Here is a 14,743-nt window from a genome sequence, read left to right on the forward strand (position 1 = left end):
GGGCATGGCCACGGCGCCCGCGGCGGGCGGGCCGGGCGGGCCGGGCGCGCCGGCAGCACCCGAACCGTCAAAGTCCGCCGAATCCTCCGAATAGTCAGAGCAGAAAGAACCGTCCCTTCATGAGCGCCGAGCACAACCAAATGTCGCCGTTTGCCAACGGCCCCGCCGACAACGATGCCGCCGAAGGCATCCCCATCCCCTCCCGGTTTGGGGCCCCGCTGGCGCGCATGCTGCCCATCCCGGAACGGGTGGGCCGGCCGCTGCCCTCCACCTCCAGCCCGTCCGCCGGCTCGGACCCGGCCGCCGAACCCGGCAAGGCCACCGGCGAGCACGCCGGCGAATACGCTGACGAAGCGGCGTATGCCGACACTTTCTACGGCCAAATCGGCGGGCACGCCACGTTTGAGAAGATCATCCGGGTCTTCTACGAGGGAATCGCCGCCGATCCGCTGCTGCGCGCCATGTACGTCGAGGAGGACCTGGGCCCGGCCGAACGCCGCATGCTGATGTTCCTGGAGCAGTACTGGGGCGGCCCGCGCACCTACCTGGAGGAGCGCGGCCATCCGCGCCTGCGCATGCGCCACGTCCCGTTCGCCGTCACGCCGGAGGCCCGCGACCGCTGGCTGGCCGCCATGCGCAAGGGCGTCGACGCCGCCAACCTCTCCCCCATGCATGAGGCAACGCTGTGGGACTACCTGGAGCGTGCCGCCGCGTCCCTGGTCAACGCGGCCTCGGATCCGTCCCAGCGCGCATAGCCGCGGCCGGGCCCCCGGGCACTTTCGCTATGCGCCGGACTGACGCCGAGTCGAACGCATGCAGGCCGGCGACTTCCCTTATGCGCCGAACTCGTGCCGGATTCGGCGCCTCGTGTCCACCGGCGCCGAACTCACGCCGAGTCCGGCGCATACGCGACCGTTTGGATGCCGCAGCCGGGTCAGAGCGGCGGCCGGACCAGGATGTGGCCGCGCCCGGTGCTCAGGCGCAGCCAGCGGTGCGAGCGGAACACGGTCCCGGTCTCGCCCGGCGCCACGAAGCCCAGGGCGTAGGCGGCGAACGCGGCCCCGCCGGGCAGCGTGAGGCCGGCCATGGGGCGCCCCCACACGGCGGCCCGGGCGTTGTTGACGATCAGCGCCCCGGGGTTGACCGGGATGATTTGGCCGATTTCCCGAACGCCGGACTTGGCGGCGTCGATCATGGTGTCCGCGTCCAGGGTGGCCACTTCCTCCCAGGCGTCGCGGGGGGCGCTGACGGCGGTCCACGCCGCATTGACCGTCATGGGCGGGACGGGGAGGGCGACGTCGTCGGCGTCCATGCGCGCCAGCCGGTCGGCCACGGAGGCCAGGCTTACGGTAACATCCAAGTCCGACGGCGTGTCCAGGGCCATGGTGCGCAGGCCCAGGATGGTGGGGGTGCCTTCGCCCAGGAGCTTGGCCCGCATGACGCACACGTACGCGGCGAGGACGTGACCGGCCCCCTGCAGCCGGATGGCGCCGTCGTCCGCGGCCCGGGCACGGGTGACAAAGGTGCGCAGGTCCGCGACGGTGCCGGCGTCGGCGAGCCGGAGTTCAGCAGTATTGGTGGCGGTGGGCATTAGAGCACGCTTTCAGGGACGGGGACGGGACGGCGGCGGAAGGGGACTCGTTCCCCGCGCCAGGCTTCCAGGGCGGCGCGCTGGGCGGGGGTCAGGCGGACCGGGCGGCCGGTGGCCCGGGAGACCAACACCATGGAGGAGGCGGCCTGGGCGTACACCACGGACTGGTCCTTTTCGGTGATGGTGAAGCCAAAGTCAAAGCTGGAGCCGCCCACGTTCGTGATCCAGATGTTGACGAAGACCGGTGCCGGGCGGAAGGTGATGGGGGCCAGGTATTCGATCTCGTTGCGGCCCACCAGGGTGAACAGGTCGTCGCCGATGAGGTCGTTGAAGCTCGTGCCGGCCGACACGTCCCCGCCGGTGTCTTTGTCCAGGGGGGTGTGGATCAGCCGGATGCGGGCGTCTTCCAGGTACTGCAGATAAGCCACATTGTTGACGTGATTGTATGCATCGATGTCGCCGAAGCGGACCTGGAGGGGGATTTGAATTGCCGAAGCCATATCCTCATCATGTCAAAACGGGCCGGTCCCCACCAACCGGGCGGCCGGCGTCGCCCGGATTCCCGAACGGCGCGCCATTTGTTCGCGGGCGGGCGGACACATAGAGTCACTTTCATGACAGAAACCCCGGCAGACGCGAGCCCCATGGAAGCGCTACTTGAAATCCTGGACCTATCCGACGCCGGCGGCGCCCATACCGATGAGGACATCTTTGTGGGTCCGGGGGAACCGAACTCCCCGCGGCCGCGGCTCTTCGGCGGGCAGGTGCTGGCGCAGTCGCTGATCGCGGCGGCCCGGACCGTTGACGGGGACCGGCTGGTGCACTCGATGCACGGGTACTTCCTGCGTCCGGGCGACTCCGACTTCCCCGTCACCTTTGGCGTGCAGCGGCTGCGCGACGGACGGTCCTTTTCGGCGCGGCGCACGCACGCCTACCAGGATGGGGTCCCCATCCTGTCCCTGATCGCCTCCTTCCAGGTCGCCGATGTGGGCATCGAACACCAGCAGGACATGCCGGCGAACATCCCAGACCCGGAGACCCTGCCAACCACGGCGGACGTGCTCGGCGGCATCGACCACCCCGTGGCCCGGGCGTGGGCGTACGATCGGCCCTTCGACATCCGCCACGTGGGCGAGAACCTGTACTTCGAGGTCAAGGGCGAGCACGTGGCCCACCAGGCCGTGTGGCTGAAGACCTTCGGGCCCATGCCCGAGGACCAGAACCTACACCGGGCGGCGCTGGCCTACGTCAGCGACTACACGCTGCTGGAGCCGACGCTGCGCCGGCACGGCATCAGCTGGGACACACCCGGGATGAGCGTCGCCAGCCTCGATCACGCCATGTGGTGGCACCGCCCGCTGCGGGTGGACGACTGGCTGCTGTATGTTGCCGAGTCCCCCAGCGCCTCCGGCGCCCGCGGCCTGAACATCGGCCGCTTCTACAACCGCGACGGCGTGCTGGTCGCCTCGGTGGCCCAGGAGGGCATGCTGCGCCTGCCCCCGGGGACGCCCGGCCTCGCCTGAGCCTTCCGGCGTTGTCCGGAAACGCACGAAGGCCTGCGGCCGCTCCTCGTTCGGGGGCGGCCGCAGGCCTTTTGTTTGGTTGGTCCGCGCTGGCCGGGTTCCCGATGTAGCGGGCCGGCCAGAGGGGATCAGCCGCGGGTGAGGCGGCGGTGCGTCACGCGGTGCGGGCGCGCCGCGTCGGCGCCGAGGCGCTCCACCTTGTTGGCCTCATAGGAGTCGAAGTTGCCCTCGAACCAGTGCCAGTTGGCGGGGTTTTCCTCGGTGCCTTCGTAGGCCAGGATGTGCGTGGCCACCCGGTCCAGGAACCAGCGATCGTGCGAGACCACGACGGCGCAGCCGGGGAACTCCAGCAGCGCGTTTTCCAGGCTGCTGAGGGTCTCCACGTCCAGGTCGTTGGTGGGCTCATCCAGGAGCAGCAGGTTCCCGCCCTGCTTGAGCGTCAGCGCGAGGTTCAGGCGGTTGCGCTCACCACCGGAGAGCACCCCGGCCTTCTTCTGCTGGTCCGGGCCCTTGAAGCCGAACGCGGCGACATAGGCGCGCGAGGGCATTTCCACGTTGCCGACCTGGATGTAGTCCAGGCCGTCGGAGACGACCTCCCACAGGGTCTTGTCGGGGTCGATCCCGCCGCGGCTCTGGTCCGCGTAGGAGATCTTGACCGACTCGCCCACCTTGAGTTCGCCGTCGTCCAGGGTCTCCAGGCCCACGATGGTCTTGAACAGGGTGGACTTGCCAACGCCGTTGGGGCCGATGACCCCGACGATGCCGTTGCGCGGGAGCGTGAAGGTCAGCCCGTCGATCAGGACGCGGTCGCCGTAGCCCTTCTTGAGGTCCTTGGCCTCCAGGACGACGCCGCCCAGGCGCGGTCCCGGCGGGATCTGGATCTCTTCAAAGTCGAGCTTGCGGGTGCGGTCGGCCTCGGCGGCCATCTCCTCGTAGCGGGCCAGGCGGGCCTTGGACTTGGTCTGGCGGCCCTTGGCGTTGGAGCGGACCCACTCGAGTTCCTCGGTGAGGCGCTTGGCCATCTTGGCGTCCTTTTTGCCCTGGACCTCCAGGCGGGCGCGCTTCTTCTCCAGGTAGGTGGAGTAGTTGCCCTCGTAGGGGTAGAGGTGGCCGCGGTCCACTTCGGCAATCCATTCGGCCACGTGGTCCAGGAAGTAGCGGTCGTGGGTGACGGCCAGGACGGCGCCGGCGTAGCTCTTCAGGTGCTGCTCCAGCCAGAGCACGCTTTCGGCGTCCAGGTGGTTGGTGGGCTCGTCCAGGAGCAGCAGGTCCGGCTTTTGCAGCAGGAGCTTGCACAACGCGACGCGGCGGCGCTCTCCACCGGAGAGGACGCTGACGTCGGCGTCGGCCGGCGGGCACTGCAGCGCGTCCATGGCCTGCTCGAGCTGGGAATCCAGGTCCCAGGCGTCGGCGGCGTCGATCGCTTCCTGCAGCTTGCCCATCTCTTCGAGCAGGGAGTCAAAGTCGGCGTCCGGACTGGCCATCTCTTCGGAGATCTCGTTGAAGCGCTGGATCTTGCCGTGGATCTCGGCAACGCCCTCCTGGACGTTGCCCAGGACGGTCTTCTCCTCGTTCAGCGGCGGCTCCTGGAGCAGGATGCCCACGGAGTAGCCGGGGCTGAGCCGGGCCTCGCCGTTGGACGGGGTGTCCAGGCCGGCCATGATCTTCAAGATGGTTGACTTGCCGGCGCCATTGGGTCCGACGACGCCAATCTTGGCCCCCGGGAAGAAGGACATGCTGACATTGTCAAGAATGAGTTTGTCGCCAACGGCCTTGCGGGCATTGGACATTGTATAGATAAATTCCGCCATACCTCTAAGGCTAGTGGGTGGCAGGCGGTTCTCATATTTGCCGGCGTGGGCCCACGCGCCCGAGGGCCACACCGGAGTGGCGGCCGGGGTGGGGATCAGTGCTGGTCGCCCACAAAACACCGTCCGGAGGCGAGCACGGGCAGGATCACCACGACCGCTTTGCCGGTACGCACCTGCCCAATGACACAGTCACCGCCCAGGAGTGCCGCCGCTTCGATCGCGTCGACGGCCAGCCCGGTGGGCGTCCTGTCGATGGACACCTCCACCGCGTCCTTGGCCGCCCCGGCGTCCAGCATGGCGGCCACCATCTGCTCGCGGCTGGGCGCCTTGGAGGCGGCGCCGAGTGCGGCGAGCGACTCCCTGACCTTGGCCGCGAGCACCTCCGCTTTCGTGGCCCCGCGCGTGGCGTTCCCGGTTCCGTTGTGGTTCCCTATTTGCGTGGGATGGGGGACGGTTTGTTCCACCGCACCGCCGGTGGGTAATAGGGAGCAGCCGGCGAGGGAGAGCATTGAGGCCAGTGCGAGCGACGCCACGGCATTGCGGAGGCGTCTTGATGTGGGCAGCGCCGGCTGGCGGGGCGCGGCGGGTTCCGGGGTCACCCCGCCATTGTGCCACGGCCGCAAGACGGCCCGGGGCCAGTGGCTCAGAACGGAACCTTTTCCTCCGTGAGCTCGCCGGTCTCCTTGTTGACGTGATCCTCTTTTGGCTCGGCATCCGCGGCTGACGGTGTTCCGAATTCACCGGTCTCTTCCGTGTCACTGTCGGTGGCATCGCTGGATTCTTCGTCGTCCTCGTCAGGATCGTCGATTCCGTCCTCGGTCTCCCCCGCGTTGGTGGACGGCCAGGGTCCCGGTCCGTCGTTCTGGCCGGCCGGCGAGGCCGCAGGACGCTTGGCGCCGGTGCGCTCGTAGTGGGTGGTCCCAAACATCAGGTCCGGTCCGATGGCATCGGCCTCGATCTCGACGCCGGTTCCGGGCGTGCCATCGTTGCGCACGAATTGGGTGACTCGAAGCTTGCCGATGACGATGACCTTGTCCCCCTTGTGGATGCTGGAGACAGTGTTGAGCGCGAGGCTGCGAAACATTGAGACCCGGTACCAATTCGTGGGCCCGTCGCCCCATTCGTTGGTGACGCGATCGCGCACGCGGTCGTTCGAGCCCATGCGGAAGTTGCCGTAGAGCACCCCGGTGCTGGAGTTGTTGAGGATGATGTCCGAGCAAACAAATCCCCGGAGTGCGATCTGGTTGGCCATGGTGCTGCCTTTCGATGGGTCGCTGGCGCGGCGTCTTGTGGGTAGTTTCAGCAAACCCCGGCAGGGCTGCGCCCACCAGTGGTCATTCTCGAAATGTGGACAGCTTTGGGGCACCAGCCGCCTGTGGAGGAGGAGATGGCTGGCAAACCTGATAATTTAGACACTGTCCACCTCCAAGTGGGCGACGCCTCGGTAGCTCAGCGGATAGAGCAGGAGCCTTCTAATCTCTTGGTCGTGGGTTCAATTCCCGCCCGGGGCACCATGTGATGTGTCGCGACATCGTTGACAGATGGGTCGAGACATACTTGACAGAAGCTCTCTCCTTCGGGAGGGGGCTTTTGTTTTTTCTCAGCCAGAATCGCCGTGACGGTCCCATAAAACACACCGCTCAAAGGGAGCGCCAGGCACACCTGCGAGCCGTGTCCAGCGCTTTCAACCCCCGCACCCGCGCCAAATAGCCTTCTCGGGCCGTCGCCCGTTGAAATAGCAATCGGTCGCGGCCAGATCCGCGCGGACATCTACCCGCGAAAGCGGTAATTCTCGCTGTCAACGATGTCCCGACACAGCAAACACGAACCGAACAGCCGGTCACGATAGCTGTCAACGATGTCGCGACACAGCTGTCAACGATGTATTGAAACCAGACACCGCCCGGGGCACCACTGTGATGTGTCGCGACATCGTTGACAGATGTGTCGAGACATACTTGACAGAAGCTTCTCCTTTTGGAGGGAGCTTCTGTTATTTTTTGGGTTGGTAGCTTTTGCTGGAGTCGATGGTGTGTTCGGCCAGGAGTTCATGTGCTCAATGTATTCGATCCTGATTCTAAAGGTCAGGATGACGAGAAATTTGCTCATCACTGTGGTGTTGGCTTCTCCTCGAGGTGCTCTCCAAGAGAGGGGTGCTTAAACGACCAATATTTGAGATGCTCCGAGCGCCTTCAACCTCTGACTATGTCACCTCTTCAGACGATCCATGAAAATGACAGGGTAAACCTTTTGGAGAGCTCTGAGGCTGAATCAATACTCAGAAGCCAGCCGCGCACCGTGTCGCAGTCTCGGCTAACTATTGACACGCAGACCTTTGCTATGTTTATTTGGTGTCTCATACAAATAGCCTCGGTTCGCGCTGGTGGAAGATAGACTTCCATGCTCACAGTCCACATTCCTTTGATTTCGGTGGTCTGGAGGAGACGAAATCCGACATCGAAGTTTCCTTCGAGGATTGGCTGCTCACCTACATGCGAGCCGAGATTGACGCGATTGTCATCACGGACCACAACTGTCATACAGGGGTGGCCGAGGCTCAGATAGTACTGCAGCGACTCAAAGAAACTGCTCACGAGGACTTCAGACAGCTCACTATCTTTCCTGGCGTCGAAATAACGACCGAAGGCGGATTCCACCTACTTGCGGTATTTGATCCCAGTGAGTCTGCCGAGGCGGCGAACGGTGTTATTCACAACGCGGGATACGGTGGCACACGAGGTGCCAGCACGGAGACCACTTCCAAGTCGTTTCACGATGTTTGCAGAATAATTGTGGATGCAGGTGGCCTACCAATTCCCGCTCACGCGGACGGGCCTATGGGCGTTTTCGGTGCCGAGCGACGCACGCTCGAGCAGATTAAGGGCTTGGGCGCGGTGGTTGCCGTTGAATTGATCGCTTCCGAGCGCGTCAGCGAAGCCCTTCAAGCCGAATGGATCCCGGTCCTGGGGTCGGATGCCCACCATCTCGATGGCTCGTTGTGTCCTCCTGGCAAAGAGGCTAAGTTTCCGGGCAGCCACTTCACCTGGATGAAGATGCAAACACTGGACTTGAACGGCGTTCGCCTCGCCCTGGCTGATGGAGGAGACTCAGTACTTCGTTCCATTGACACACAACTTGATCCGAACGACGTGGGACATAACCGCATTGAACGAGTTGTAGTACGCAGAGGTGAAGACTCAACCGAAGTTCCTTTCGGCCCTTGGCTAACTTCGCTGATCGGGGGCCGCGGCGTTGGTAAGTCCACCATCGTCGAGGTCATCCGATTGTGCTTGGGGCGGTTTGCTGAACTCCCACAGGCTCTCCACCACGACCTCGAATGGTTCTCTGCAACCAAGGAGCGATCTGGGGACATCCGGTTCTGGGATGAACACACGGAAATAGAGGTTCACTACAGAAAAAATGGCAATCCCTATCGCGTCCTTTGGGACGGATCCGCTCCCAGCAAATCTCATATTGAGGTCGACACAAACGGCAACTGGGTACCTCAGGAGGGATCCGTGGCCGACCGTTTCCCCATACTCATATATAGCCAGAAGCAAGTCTACGAAACTGCAAAAAACACTCAGAGCCTGCTTTCGATCATTGATGCGCAACCGGAAATGGGCCATGCTCAGTGGCTCGAAACGTTTCAGCTCCTCAAGTCCGAATACGCCGAAAAAATGCAGAAGACGGCCAGCAACGCGACGCTTATAGAGAGCGAAACGCGTCTACGTGGAGAACTCACGGACGTTGATGCGGAGCTCGACAAACTCATAGCTTTACGTGACTCCGGAGAGATGCAAGAACTCGACCGTTTAGCCGCGGCTGAGACAGCGCACCTCGCCGTCGAACGGGAAGCCGGGCTGTTCGAATCTCGTCTCCGCAACAGCATTGGCGATTTCGCCACACTACTAGAAGGGTCCGAACTCGCTAGCAGGGACTGGCAACCTCGGGCACTGCGTCACACAGCGGAGGTGGAGGCGGTAGCTTCCATTCGAGCGACAGTGGAAAAACTCGAGGCTTCCCGGCTCGATCTCACTGCAGCTGGTGAGTCGCCTAGCCAGAAACGCATCGAGGAGATTAGACGAAAAATCAGCCAAGACCTGGCTGCGTCCGGAGATTCAAACTCCATCGTGGATCCGGATGGCCGATTTGTTCAACTAACGGCGGGACGAAGCAATCTTATAGCTCGTATAGACGAGGTCGAGCGAGCCAAAGCCTCTAGCAAGCAGCTGATAGACGACGCTGAAGCCGTTCTCGAACTTATCAAGGCCCATCGAACGGACCTGACCCGGCGCCGGAGGAAGTACCTTGCTGATCTGCAGCTTGATGCTACTTCACTCAAACTCGATCTCTTCGAGATGGCGGATCAATCATCTCTGGAAACGGACCTAAGAGAAATTACACAGAAGCCCAGCTCGTACGAAGGGTTCTATGCCGGGCCGGGAGGGGTTCGGAAACTACTGAAGTCCGATTCGAAGGACCCTTCGTATCTTGGCGAGCTGAACCAGTTGAAAAAACTCCTTTCGGAGCTACGAGACTCTGGTCCCGAAGCTCCTAGCCTGGCAGCTTCAGGAGTCGCCATCGACTCTAGACTAATCACTCATCTGTCCACACTCTATGCGACTGAATTTGCAATCAATCTCGCCCTGTGGTTCCCAGAGGATCTCCTGCGCGTCAGATACAAAATGTCAGGGGAGAGCAACTTCCATGGTCTGGAGCAGGGAAGCCCTGGCCAGAAAACGGCGACTCTGCTCTCCGTGATCCTTCGGATGAGCTCAGATCCCCTGATCTTGGACCAGCCGGAGGATGATCTAGACAACGAGCTGATCACAGATCTCATTGTCACAACGCTGAAACAGATCAAGAAACAACGCCAGGTCATCGTCGTGACTCACAACGCGAACATCGTAGTGAACGCCGACTCAGAGCATGTTTCTGTGCTCAAGTACGGTCCAGTGCCGCTAGTTGGTCAAAGCGGATCAATCCAAGAACCACTAGTGAAAGATGCTATTTGTCGAATCATGGAAGGGGGCGAGACCGCGTTTGCATCGCGCTATCGCCGGCTGGTTAGCTAGTCCCCACCGACCATTTGAAGTCGAGTGCCGGCAGCGTTGAACCGACCCAAAAGTTATCCGTTGGCAACCAACGAAGCGCTTGCTTACGGTCAGGCGTAAAATCTAAAGCAACGGATGATTGTCAACACTTCACGATGTCCGACCTTCCATGAGCCTGTTGTCGCGATATTCGCAGTCGAAGCCCGGCCGGCATCACAAGGGCCGGACGAGGCACTCCCCTTTTACTCCCCCTTTTCAACCAGGAACTACGGCAATCCACGACATGCCACGGCCTTCGGAAACAACGAAAGGCCCCGGAAACACGCGGATTTTGGCCACACCCAAAAGAATCCAGGCGGCGAGATTCTCTTGGTCGTGGGTTCAATTCCCGCCCGGGGCACCATTGTGATGTGTCGAGACATCGTTGACAGATGTACCGGAACATGATTGACAGAAGCTCTCTCCTTCCGGAGGGGCTTTAGTTTTTGTCCTGCCAAAATCGCCTGGCTGGGCCCCACAAACACAAATTGTCCAAAGTGGGCACCGACCACACCCGCGAGCAGTGCCCAGGAGCATGGCCCACGCGCCCGCCCCAAATGGCCTTCTCGGGCCCTCGCCCGGCGAAATAGGAATCGGCCGCGGCCAGATTCGCGCGGACATCCATCCACGCAACCAACAATTCCCGCCGTCAACGATGTCCCGACACATCAAACCGCCCGCACAGCATCAACCCGATTTCGGTGTCAACGATGTCCCGACTCAGCTGTCAACGATGTATTGAAACAAGACCGAGGCACCAAAAAGTGGCTCTGACCTACGGTCATGTTCGGCAGGTCAGAGCCAATTAGGGCCCAAAACGACCCAAGTCAAGTGTTGGCGGCCATGAAAAACTGTGAGTCTTGTAGTGGCTGGTCTGGGATCAGCTGGCAAGGTAAGTACTAGGCCCACCCGCCACCAAGAACATGACTCAATGAAAAACTGACCCTCAGGTGTCATTGGGCAGAATTGTCTGTTCCTGCTGGTGGCGTCGCCTATGGACTGGCGCGTTCGCCTCAATGATGCCCGACAGTAAATAGTGAGGTTCGCGTGCGGCATTGGAACACAAGCCACACGACGATGAACGTCGAAAGGGTGCTCCCGCGCAACGAGATGTCATGGTTTTGCCACCACTATTTTCCCGGCGCAGAGCACCCTTTCGCTTCCTCAACACGCTGTCAGGATGCCACCCTCATGAAAACTCCCGACTAACCTCCGCCAAGATAGACCTTTTGGACCAGCTCATTTTCCAGGAGATCGGAGGAGGTACCGGCGGCATGGACCAGGCCACCGTTCAGGAGGTAGCCGCGGTCTGAGATGCTAAGGGCCATGCGGGCATTTTGCTCCACCAGCAGGATTGTCAGGCCCCGCTCGCGCAATTGCTGCAGATTTTCCATAATCTGGGAAGTAATCTTCGGAGCCAGGCCGAGGCTTGGCTCATCGAGCAGCATTAGTTTTGGCGAACCCATCAACGCACGGCCAATAGCGAGCATTTGCTGTTCACCGCCCGAGAGAGTCCCCGCGAGCTGAGAAGACCGCTCCTTCAGCCTGGGGAACATATCAAAGACCGAGTCAACAAGGAGCTCGTACTCCGACGTCCTGCGGTTTACATACATACCCAGACGTAGATTGTCCTCAACTGAGAGTGAACCGAATACCTGGCGTCCTTCCGGAACCAAAATCAGTCCACGGCGCACAAGCTCAGCTTGGTTTACCTTTGTGACTGCTTCGCCCCGATAAACGACGGCACCGCTGCCGGCGTCGAGCCCACGTGAAATGACGTTGAGGAGCGTGGACTTGCCGGCACCATTGGGCCCTATGAGGCATACGATTTCACCTTCTTGTACCTCAAGACTGACGCCCGGAAGGACTTCTGTTCGCCCATATGCAAAATGCAGGTCGTCGACATGCAGAATCTGTGAATTTGCCATCTTAGGATTCCTCCGAGTTGACGGTGCCAAGGTATGCCGCGATGACGCGATCATCTGTTTGAGTCTCAGCTGGCGAGCCGACCGTAAGTGTTTCGCCAAAGTTGACTACATGCACGCGGTCGGCAAGTCCCATGACAAATTCCATGTCGTGCTCGATCAAGAGGATGGACAACCCGTCGCGCTGCAATTCGCGAAGGCGCCTGCCCAACCCGATCTTTTCCACACGAGTCAGGCCCGCACCGGGTTCGTCCAGCAGGAGGATGTTGGGACGCTGTGCCAAAGCGCGGGCAACTTCAACGAGCTTTTGCTGGCCGAGGGAGAGTTCGTCCGCGTCCTTGTCGCGAAGGTCCTGGAGTCCGCTCTCTGAGAGCACCTGATCAACTTCGGCACGGAGACGCCGCTCCTCATTGATGGCACCCCGGGTAGGAACGGCCGAACGCAGCAGCCCAACCTTGCCTCGAGTGTGCGCCCCGACGAGGACATTTTCGTGGACGGTCATGGCGCCGAAGAGCGTAGCCGTCTGAAATGTCCGTGCGATCCCATGCCGGGCGGCCTCATGCGTGGGCTGCTGGGTCAGGTCAATCCCCTGGACCAGAACCTGCCCCCGGGTCGGCTTGATGTTGCCGGAGAGCATGTTGAGCAGCGTCGTCTTGCCGGCCCCGTTCGGTCCGATGACGGCAAGGATTTCACCCTTGTGCAGTTTCAGATCCAAATTATTGACGGCCTTGACGCCACCGTAGTGCTTCGAGAGACCCACGGCTTCAAGTACCACTTCCTCGGATGGCGGCCCCACGACCAAGGACTCGTAGGCTTCCGCGCCCAGCATGCCGTCGTCGTCGGTTTCCCGCTCGGCAACGGCACGCTTGCGGCCGCCCTTTCGCAGCTTGGTGATTGTCTCCGTTACCAGACCGGCAACACCATCGGGCCGCAGGACAAGGATGACTACCAGTAGCGCGCCGAGGATGAGCGTCTGGCCCGGGCCGACCGATCCCGGCCCAAAGACGGCGGGAAGCACCTCAGAGATGATCTGACGGAGTCCCTCGTAAAGGGCCGCGCCCACAACCGCGCCCCATGGCGTGCGGAGTCCGCCCAGGACGGCGATGGCCAGAATATTGATGGCTGTTCCAAAGGCGAACGGCGGCGGGTTGATGTACGTCATCTGGTGGGCGTAAAAGGACCCAGCCATGCTTCCGATGGCTGCGGAGAGAACGAAGATCTTGGTCTTGGACCAGCTGACGTTGATGCCGAAAGCCGACGCCGCCGCCTCATGCCCGCGCAGCGCCTTCAGTGCCCGCCCTTCGCGTCCCTTGCCTATCTTCAGGCTTCCCCAGAGCGTGACGCCGACAACCATCCACACCAGGATGAACTGCCATGCCAGAGTATCGAACGCGAATCCTAGAAGGCTGAAGCTCGGAATGCCGCCAAACCCGGTGGAACCGCCCACCAACGCCAGATGTGTGACCAGAAGGTAGAAGATCTGGGTCAAGGCCAACGTGGCCATGGCCAGGAAGTGCCCCTTCAGCCTAAAAATCGGTCGTCCAATGAGCAGGGCAACCAGTGCCGCGATGCCGGCACTGACGAGCAGGGCCAGCGAGGCTGGCCAGCCGAACGACGCCGTAAGAATACCGCTGCCGTAGGCGCCCAATCCGTAGAACGCGGCTCCGGCCAACGAGAATTGTCCGGCGTACCCTGTCACCAGAATCAGCGCAAGGGCCAGAATGATATTGAGGCCGATGGTGGAGAACAGCCCCAGCTCGAATTCCTGAAAGAGGAACGGCGCCGTGAAAATCAGCACCGCCCAGATGAGGATCGGCAACAGGCCACCAATCATCGGCAGGGGTTGACGTATTTTCAAACTCCCATTGAGTACTTCAGACACGCTGACTCACCCGCAGACGGGTCAGGCCAGCCGGGCGAAGAACCAACAGACAAATGAGTGCGGCCATAATAATCAGTTCCTGATATGAAGTCGAAATATAGATGGCGATGAGGGATTCGGCCAAGCCAACCAAGAAGCCGCCCACAATAGTCAGCCCTATCTTGTCGAATCCACCCAAAATCGCGGCTATGAACCCTTTGAGGGAAAGTGCCAACCCTGACGAGACCGTGGCAAACGCGAGAGGCGTTGCTCCGGCGCCAATAAAGCCCGAGATCGCACCGGAAACAAGGAAAGCAGCGGTGGCCATGAAGGCCACGTTGATGCCCACCACCCGTGCGGCGTACGGGTTGATGGCACACGCGCTGAGCGCCTTACCGATCAGCGTCTTGTCAAAGAAGAAGCTCAACGCGAAATAGAGCGCCACGGCGATCGCGATTAACACAAGCCCCTGGATTGCTATTGTGCCACCGGCAATATTGATCGGGTCGCCGCTGATGAAAGCGGGCATGCTGTACGGCTGTGAGCCAAAGATCAGCTGCACGACGGATCGAATGACTATTGCGGCGCCGAGCGTCGCGATTGTCTGGACCAGGGTTCCCTTGCTGCGCAATGGTCGGATCGCAAACCTATACAGGACCAGTGCGAGAGCCGCTCCCAACAAGCCGCCCACGATGGCAGCGAAAAACGATGGCATCCATGCTGACGCCACGACGGCGCCAAATGCGCCCGCCATGGCGATATCACCTTGGGCAAAGTTGACCATTCCGGTCATCCGGTGGATGATCACATACCCTGCGCCGACTATTCCGTAAACAACGCCAAGAGTCAGTCCGGTGAGGATCCCCTGCATTAATATGTCCATAACTTCTTCCTCAGTGCACCGTTGGACGCATGTCTAGCGCGTATTGACACAGT

11 protein-coding genes and 1 tRNA gene are annotated in these 14,743 nt (G+C 61.5%); 4 read left to right on the forward strand and 8 right to left on the reverse strand.

Going from position 1 to position 14,743, the window contains the following annotated elements; genetic code table 11:
- Positions 1-227: 227 nt before the first annotated feature.
- Complete coding sequence (locus AB4Y80_RS12685) at positions 228-755, forward strand: globin (protein WP_442214647.1); 528 nt, start codon at positions 228-230, stop codon at positions 753-755.
- A gap of 179 nt (positions 756-934) precedes the next feature.
- On the opposite strand, the gene AB4Y80_RS12690 is transcribed toward AB4Y80_RS12685, so the two are convergent.
- Positions 935-1,591: a hypothetical protein gene (locus AB4Y80_RS12690; RefSeq protein ID WP_442214565.1), complete on the reverse strand. Its 657-nt coding sequence runs from the start codon at positions 1,589-1,591 to the stop codon at positions 935-937.
- Positions 1,591-2,091 carry an acyl-CoA thioesterase gene (locus AB4Y80_RS12695; protein WP_442214566.1) on the reverse strand — a complete coding sequence of 167 codons (501 nt, stop codon included), beginning with the start codon at positions 2,089-2,091 and terminating at the stop codon, positions 1,591-1,593. The genes AB4Y80_RS12690 and AB4Y80_RS12695 overlap by 1 nt, the downstream gene beginning before the upstream one ends.
- A gap of 114 nt (positions 2,092-2,205) precedes the next feature.
- Here AB4Y80_RS12695 and AB4Y80_RS12700 point away from each other — a divergent pair, with 114 nt between their 5' ends.
- Positions 2,206-3,114 carry an acyl-CoA thioesterase gene (locus AB4Y80_RS12700; RefSeq protein WP_442214567.1) on the forward strand — a complete coding sequence of 303 codons (909 nt, stop codon included), beginning with the start codon at positions 2,206-2,208 and terminating at the stop codon, positions 3,112-3,114.
- Positions 3,115-3,242: 128 nt separating this feature from the next.
- Here AB4Y80_RS12700 and ettA read toward each other — a convergent pair whose 3' ends face one another.
- The 3 genes from ettA to AB4Y80_RS12715 all read right to left on the reverse strand — a co-directional run bounded on the left by ettA (position 3,243) and on the right by AB4Y80_RS12715 (position 6,177).
- A complete protein-coding gene (gene ettA, locus AB4Y80_RS12705) occupies positions 3,243-4,925 on the reverse strand; it encodes an energy-dependent translational throttle protein EttA (protein ID WP_442214569.1) in 1,683 nt (560 codons plus the stop codon).
- A 95-nt stretch (positions 4,926-5,020) separates the two neighbouring features.
- Positions 5,021-5,524 carry a DUF6993 domain-containing protein gene (locus AB4Y80_RS12710; protein ID WP_442214570.1) on the reverse strand — a complete coding sequence of 168 codons (504 nt, stop codon included), beginning with the start codon at positions 5,522-5,524 and terminating at the stop codon, positions 5,021-5,023.
- 44 nt (positions 5,525-5,568) lie between these two features.
- Positions 5,569-6,177 carry a single-stranded DNA-binding protein gene (locus AB4Y80_RS12715; RefSeq protein WP_442214571.1) on the reverse strand — a complete coding sequence of 203 codons (609 nt, stop codon included), beginning with the start codon at positions 6,175-6,177 and terminating at the stop codon, positions 5,569-5,571.
- Positions 6,178-6,363: 186 nt separating this feature from the next.
- On the opposite strand from AB4Y80_RS12715, the gene AB4Y80_RS12720 reads away from it, so the two are divergent.
- Together AB4Y80_RS12720 and AB4Y80_RS12725 are read left to right on the forward strand one after the other, a co-directional pair.
- Positions 6,364-6,439: transfer RNA gene (locus AB4Y80_RS12720), tRNA-Arg, on the forward strand.
- Between the two features lie 837 nt (positions 6,440-7,276).
- Positions 7,277-10,003, forward strand: coding sequence for a TrlF family AAA-like ATPase (locus tag AB4Y80_RS12725; protein WP_442214572.1), 2,727 nt, complete (start codon positions 7,277-7,279; stop codon positions 10,001-10,003).
- A gap of 1,223 nt (positions 10,004-11,226) precedes the next feature.
- On the opposite strand, the gene AB4Y80_RS12730 is transcribed toward AB4Y80_RS12725, so the two are convergent.
- The 3 genes from AB4Y80_RS12730 to AB4Y80_RS12740 are packed head-to-tail and all read right to left on the reverse strand — an operon-like array spanning position 11,227 to position 14,678.
- Entirely contained in the window at positions 11,227-11,949 is a 723-nt protein-coding gene (locus AB4Y80_RS12730) for an ABC transporter ATP-binding protein (protein ID WP_442214573.1), read from the reverse strand.
- A 1-nt stretch (position 11,950) separates the two neighbouring features.
- Positions 11,951-13,828 (reverse strand): branched-chain amino acid ABC transporter ATP-binding protein/permease, encoded by a 1,878-nt coding sequence (locus AB4Y80_RS12735; protein WP_442214574.1) that lies wholly within the window; start codon positions 13,826-13,828, stop codon positions 11,951-11,953.
- A complete protein-coding gene (locus tag AB4Y80_RS12740; protein ID WP_442214575.1) occupies positions 13,821-14,678 on the reverse strand; it encodes a branched-chain amino acid ABC transporter permease in 858 nt (285 codons plus the stop codon). The genes AB4Y80_RS12735 and AB4Y80_RS12740 overlap by 8 nt, the downstream gene beginning before the upstream one ends.
- Between the last annotated feature and the right edge of the window lie 65 nt (positions 14,679-14,743).

Origin of the sequence: Specibacter sp. RAF43 (assembly GCF_052114065.1) — a bacterium.
GTDB lineage: Bacteria > Actinomycetota > Actinomycetes > Actinomycetales > Micrococcaceae > Specibacter.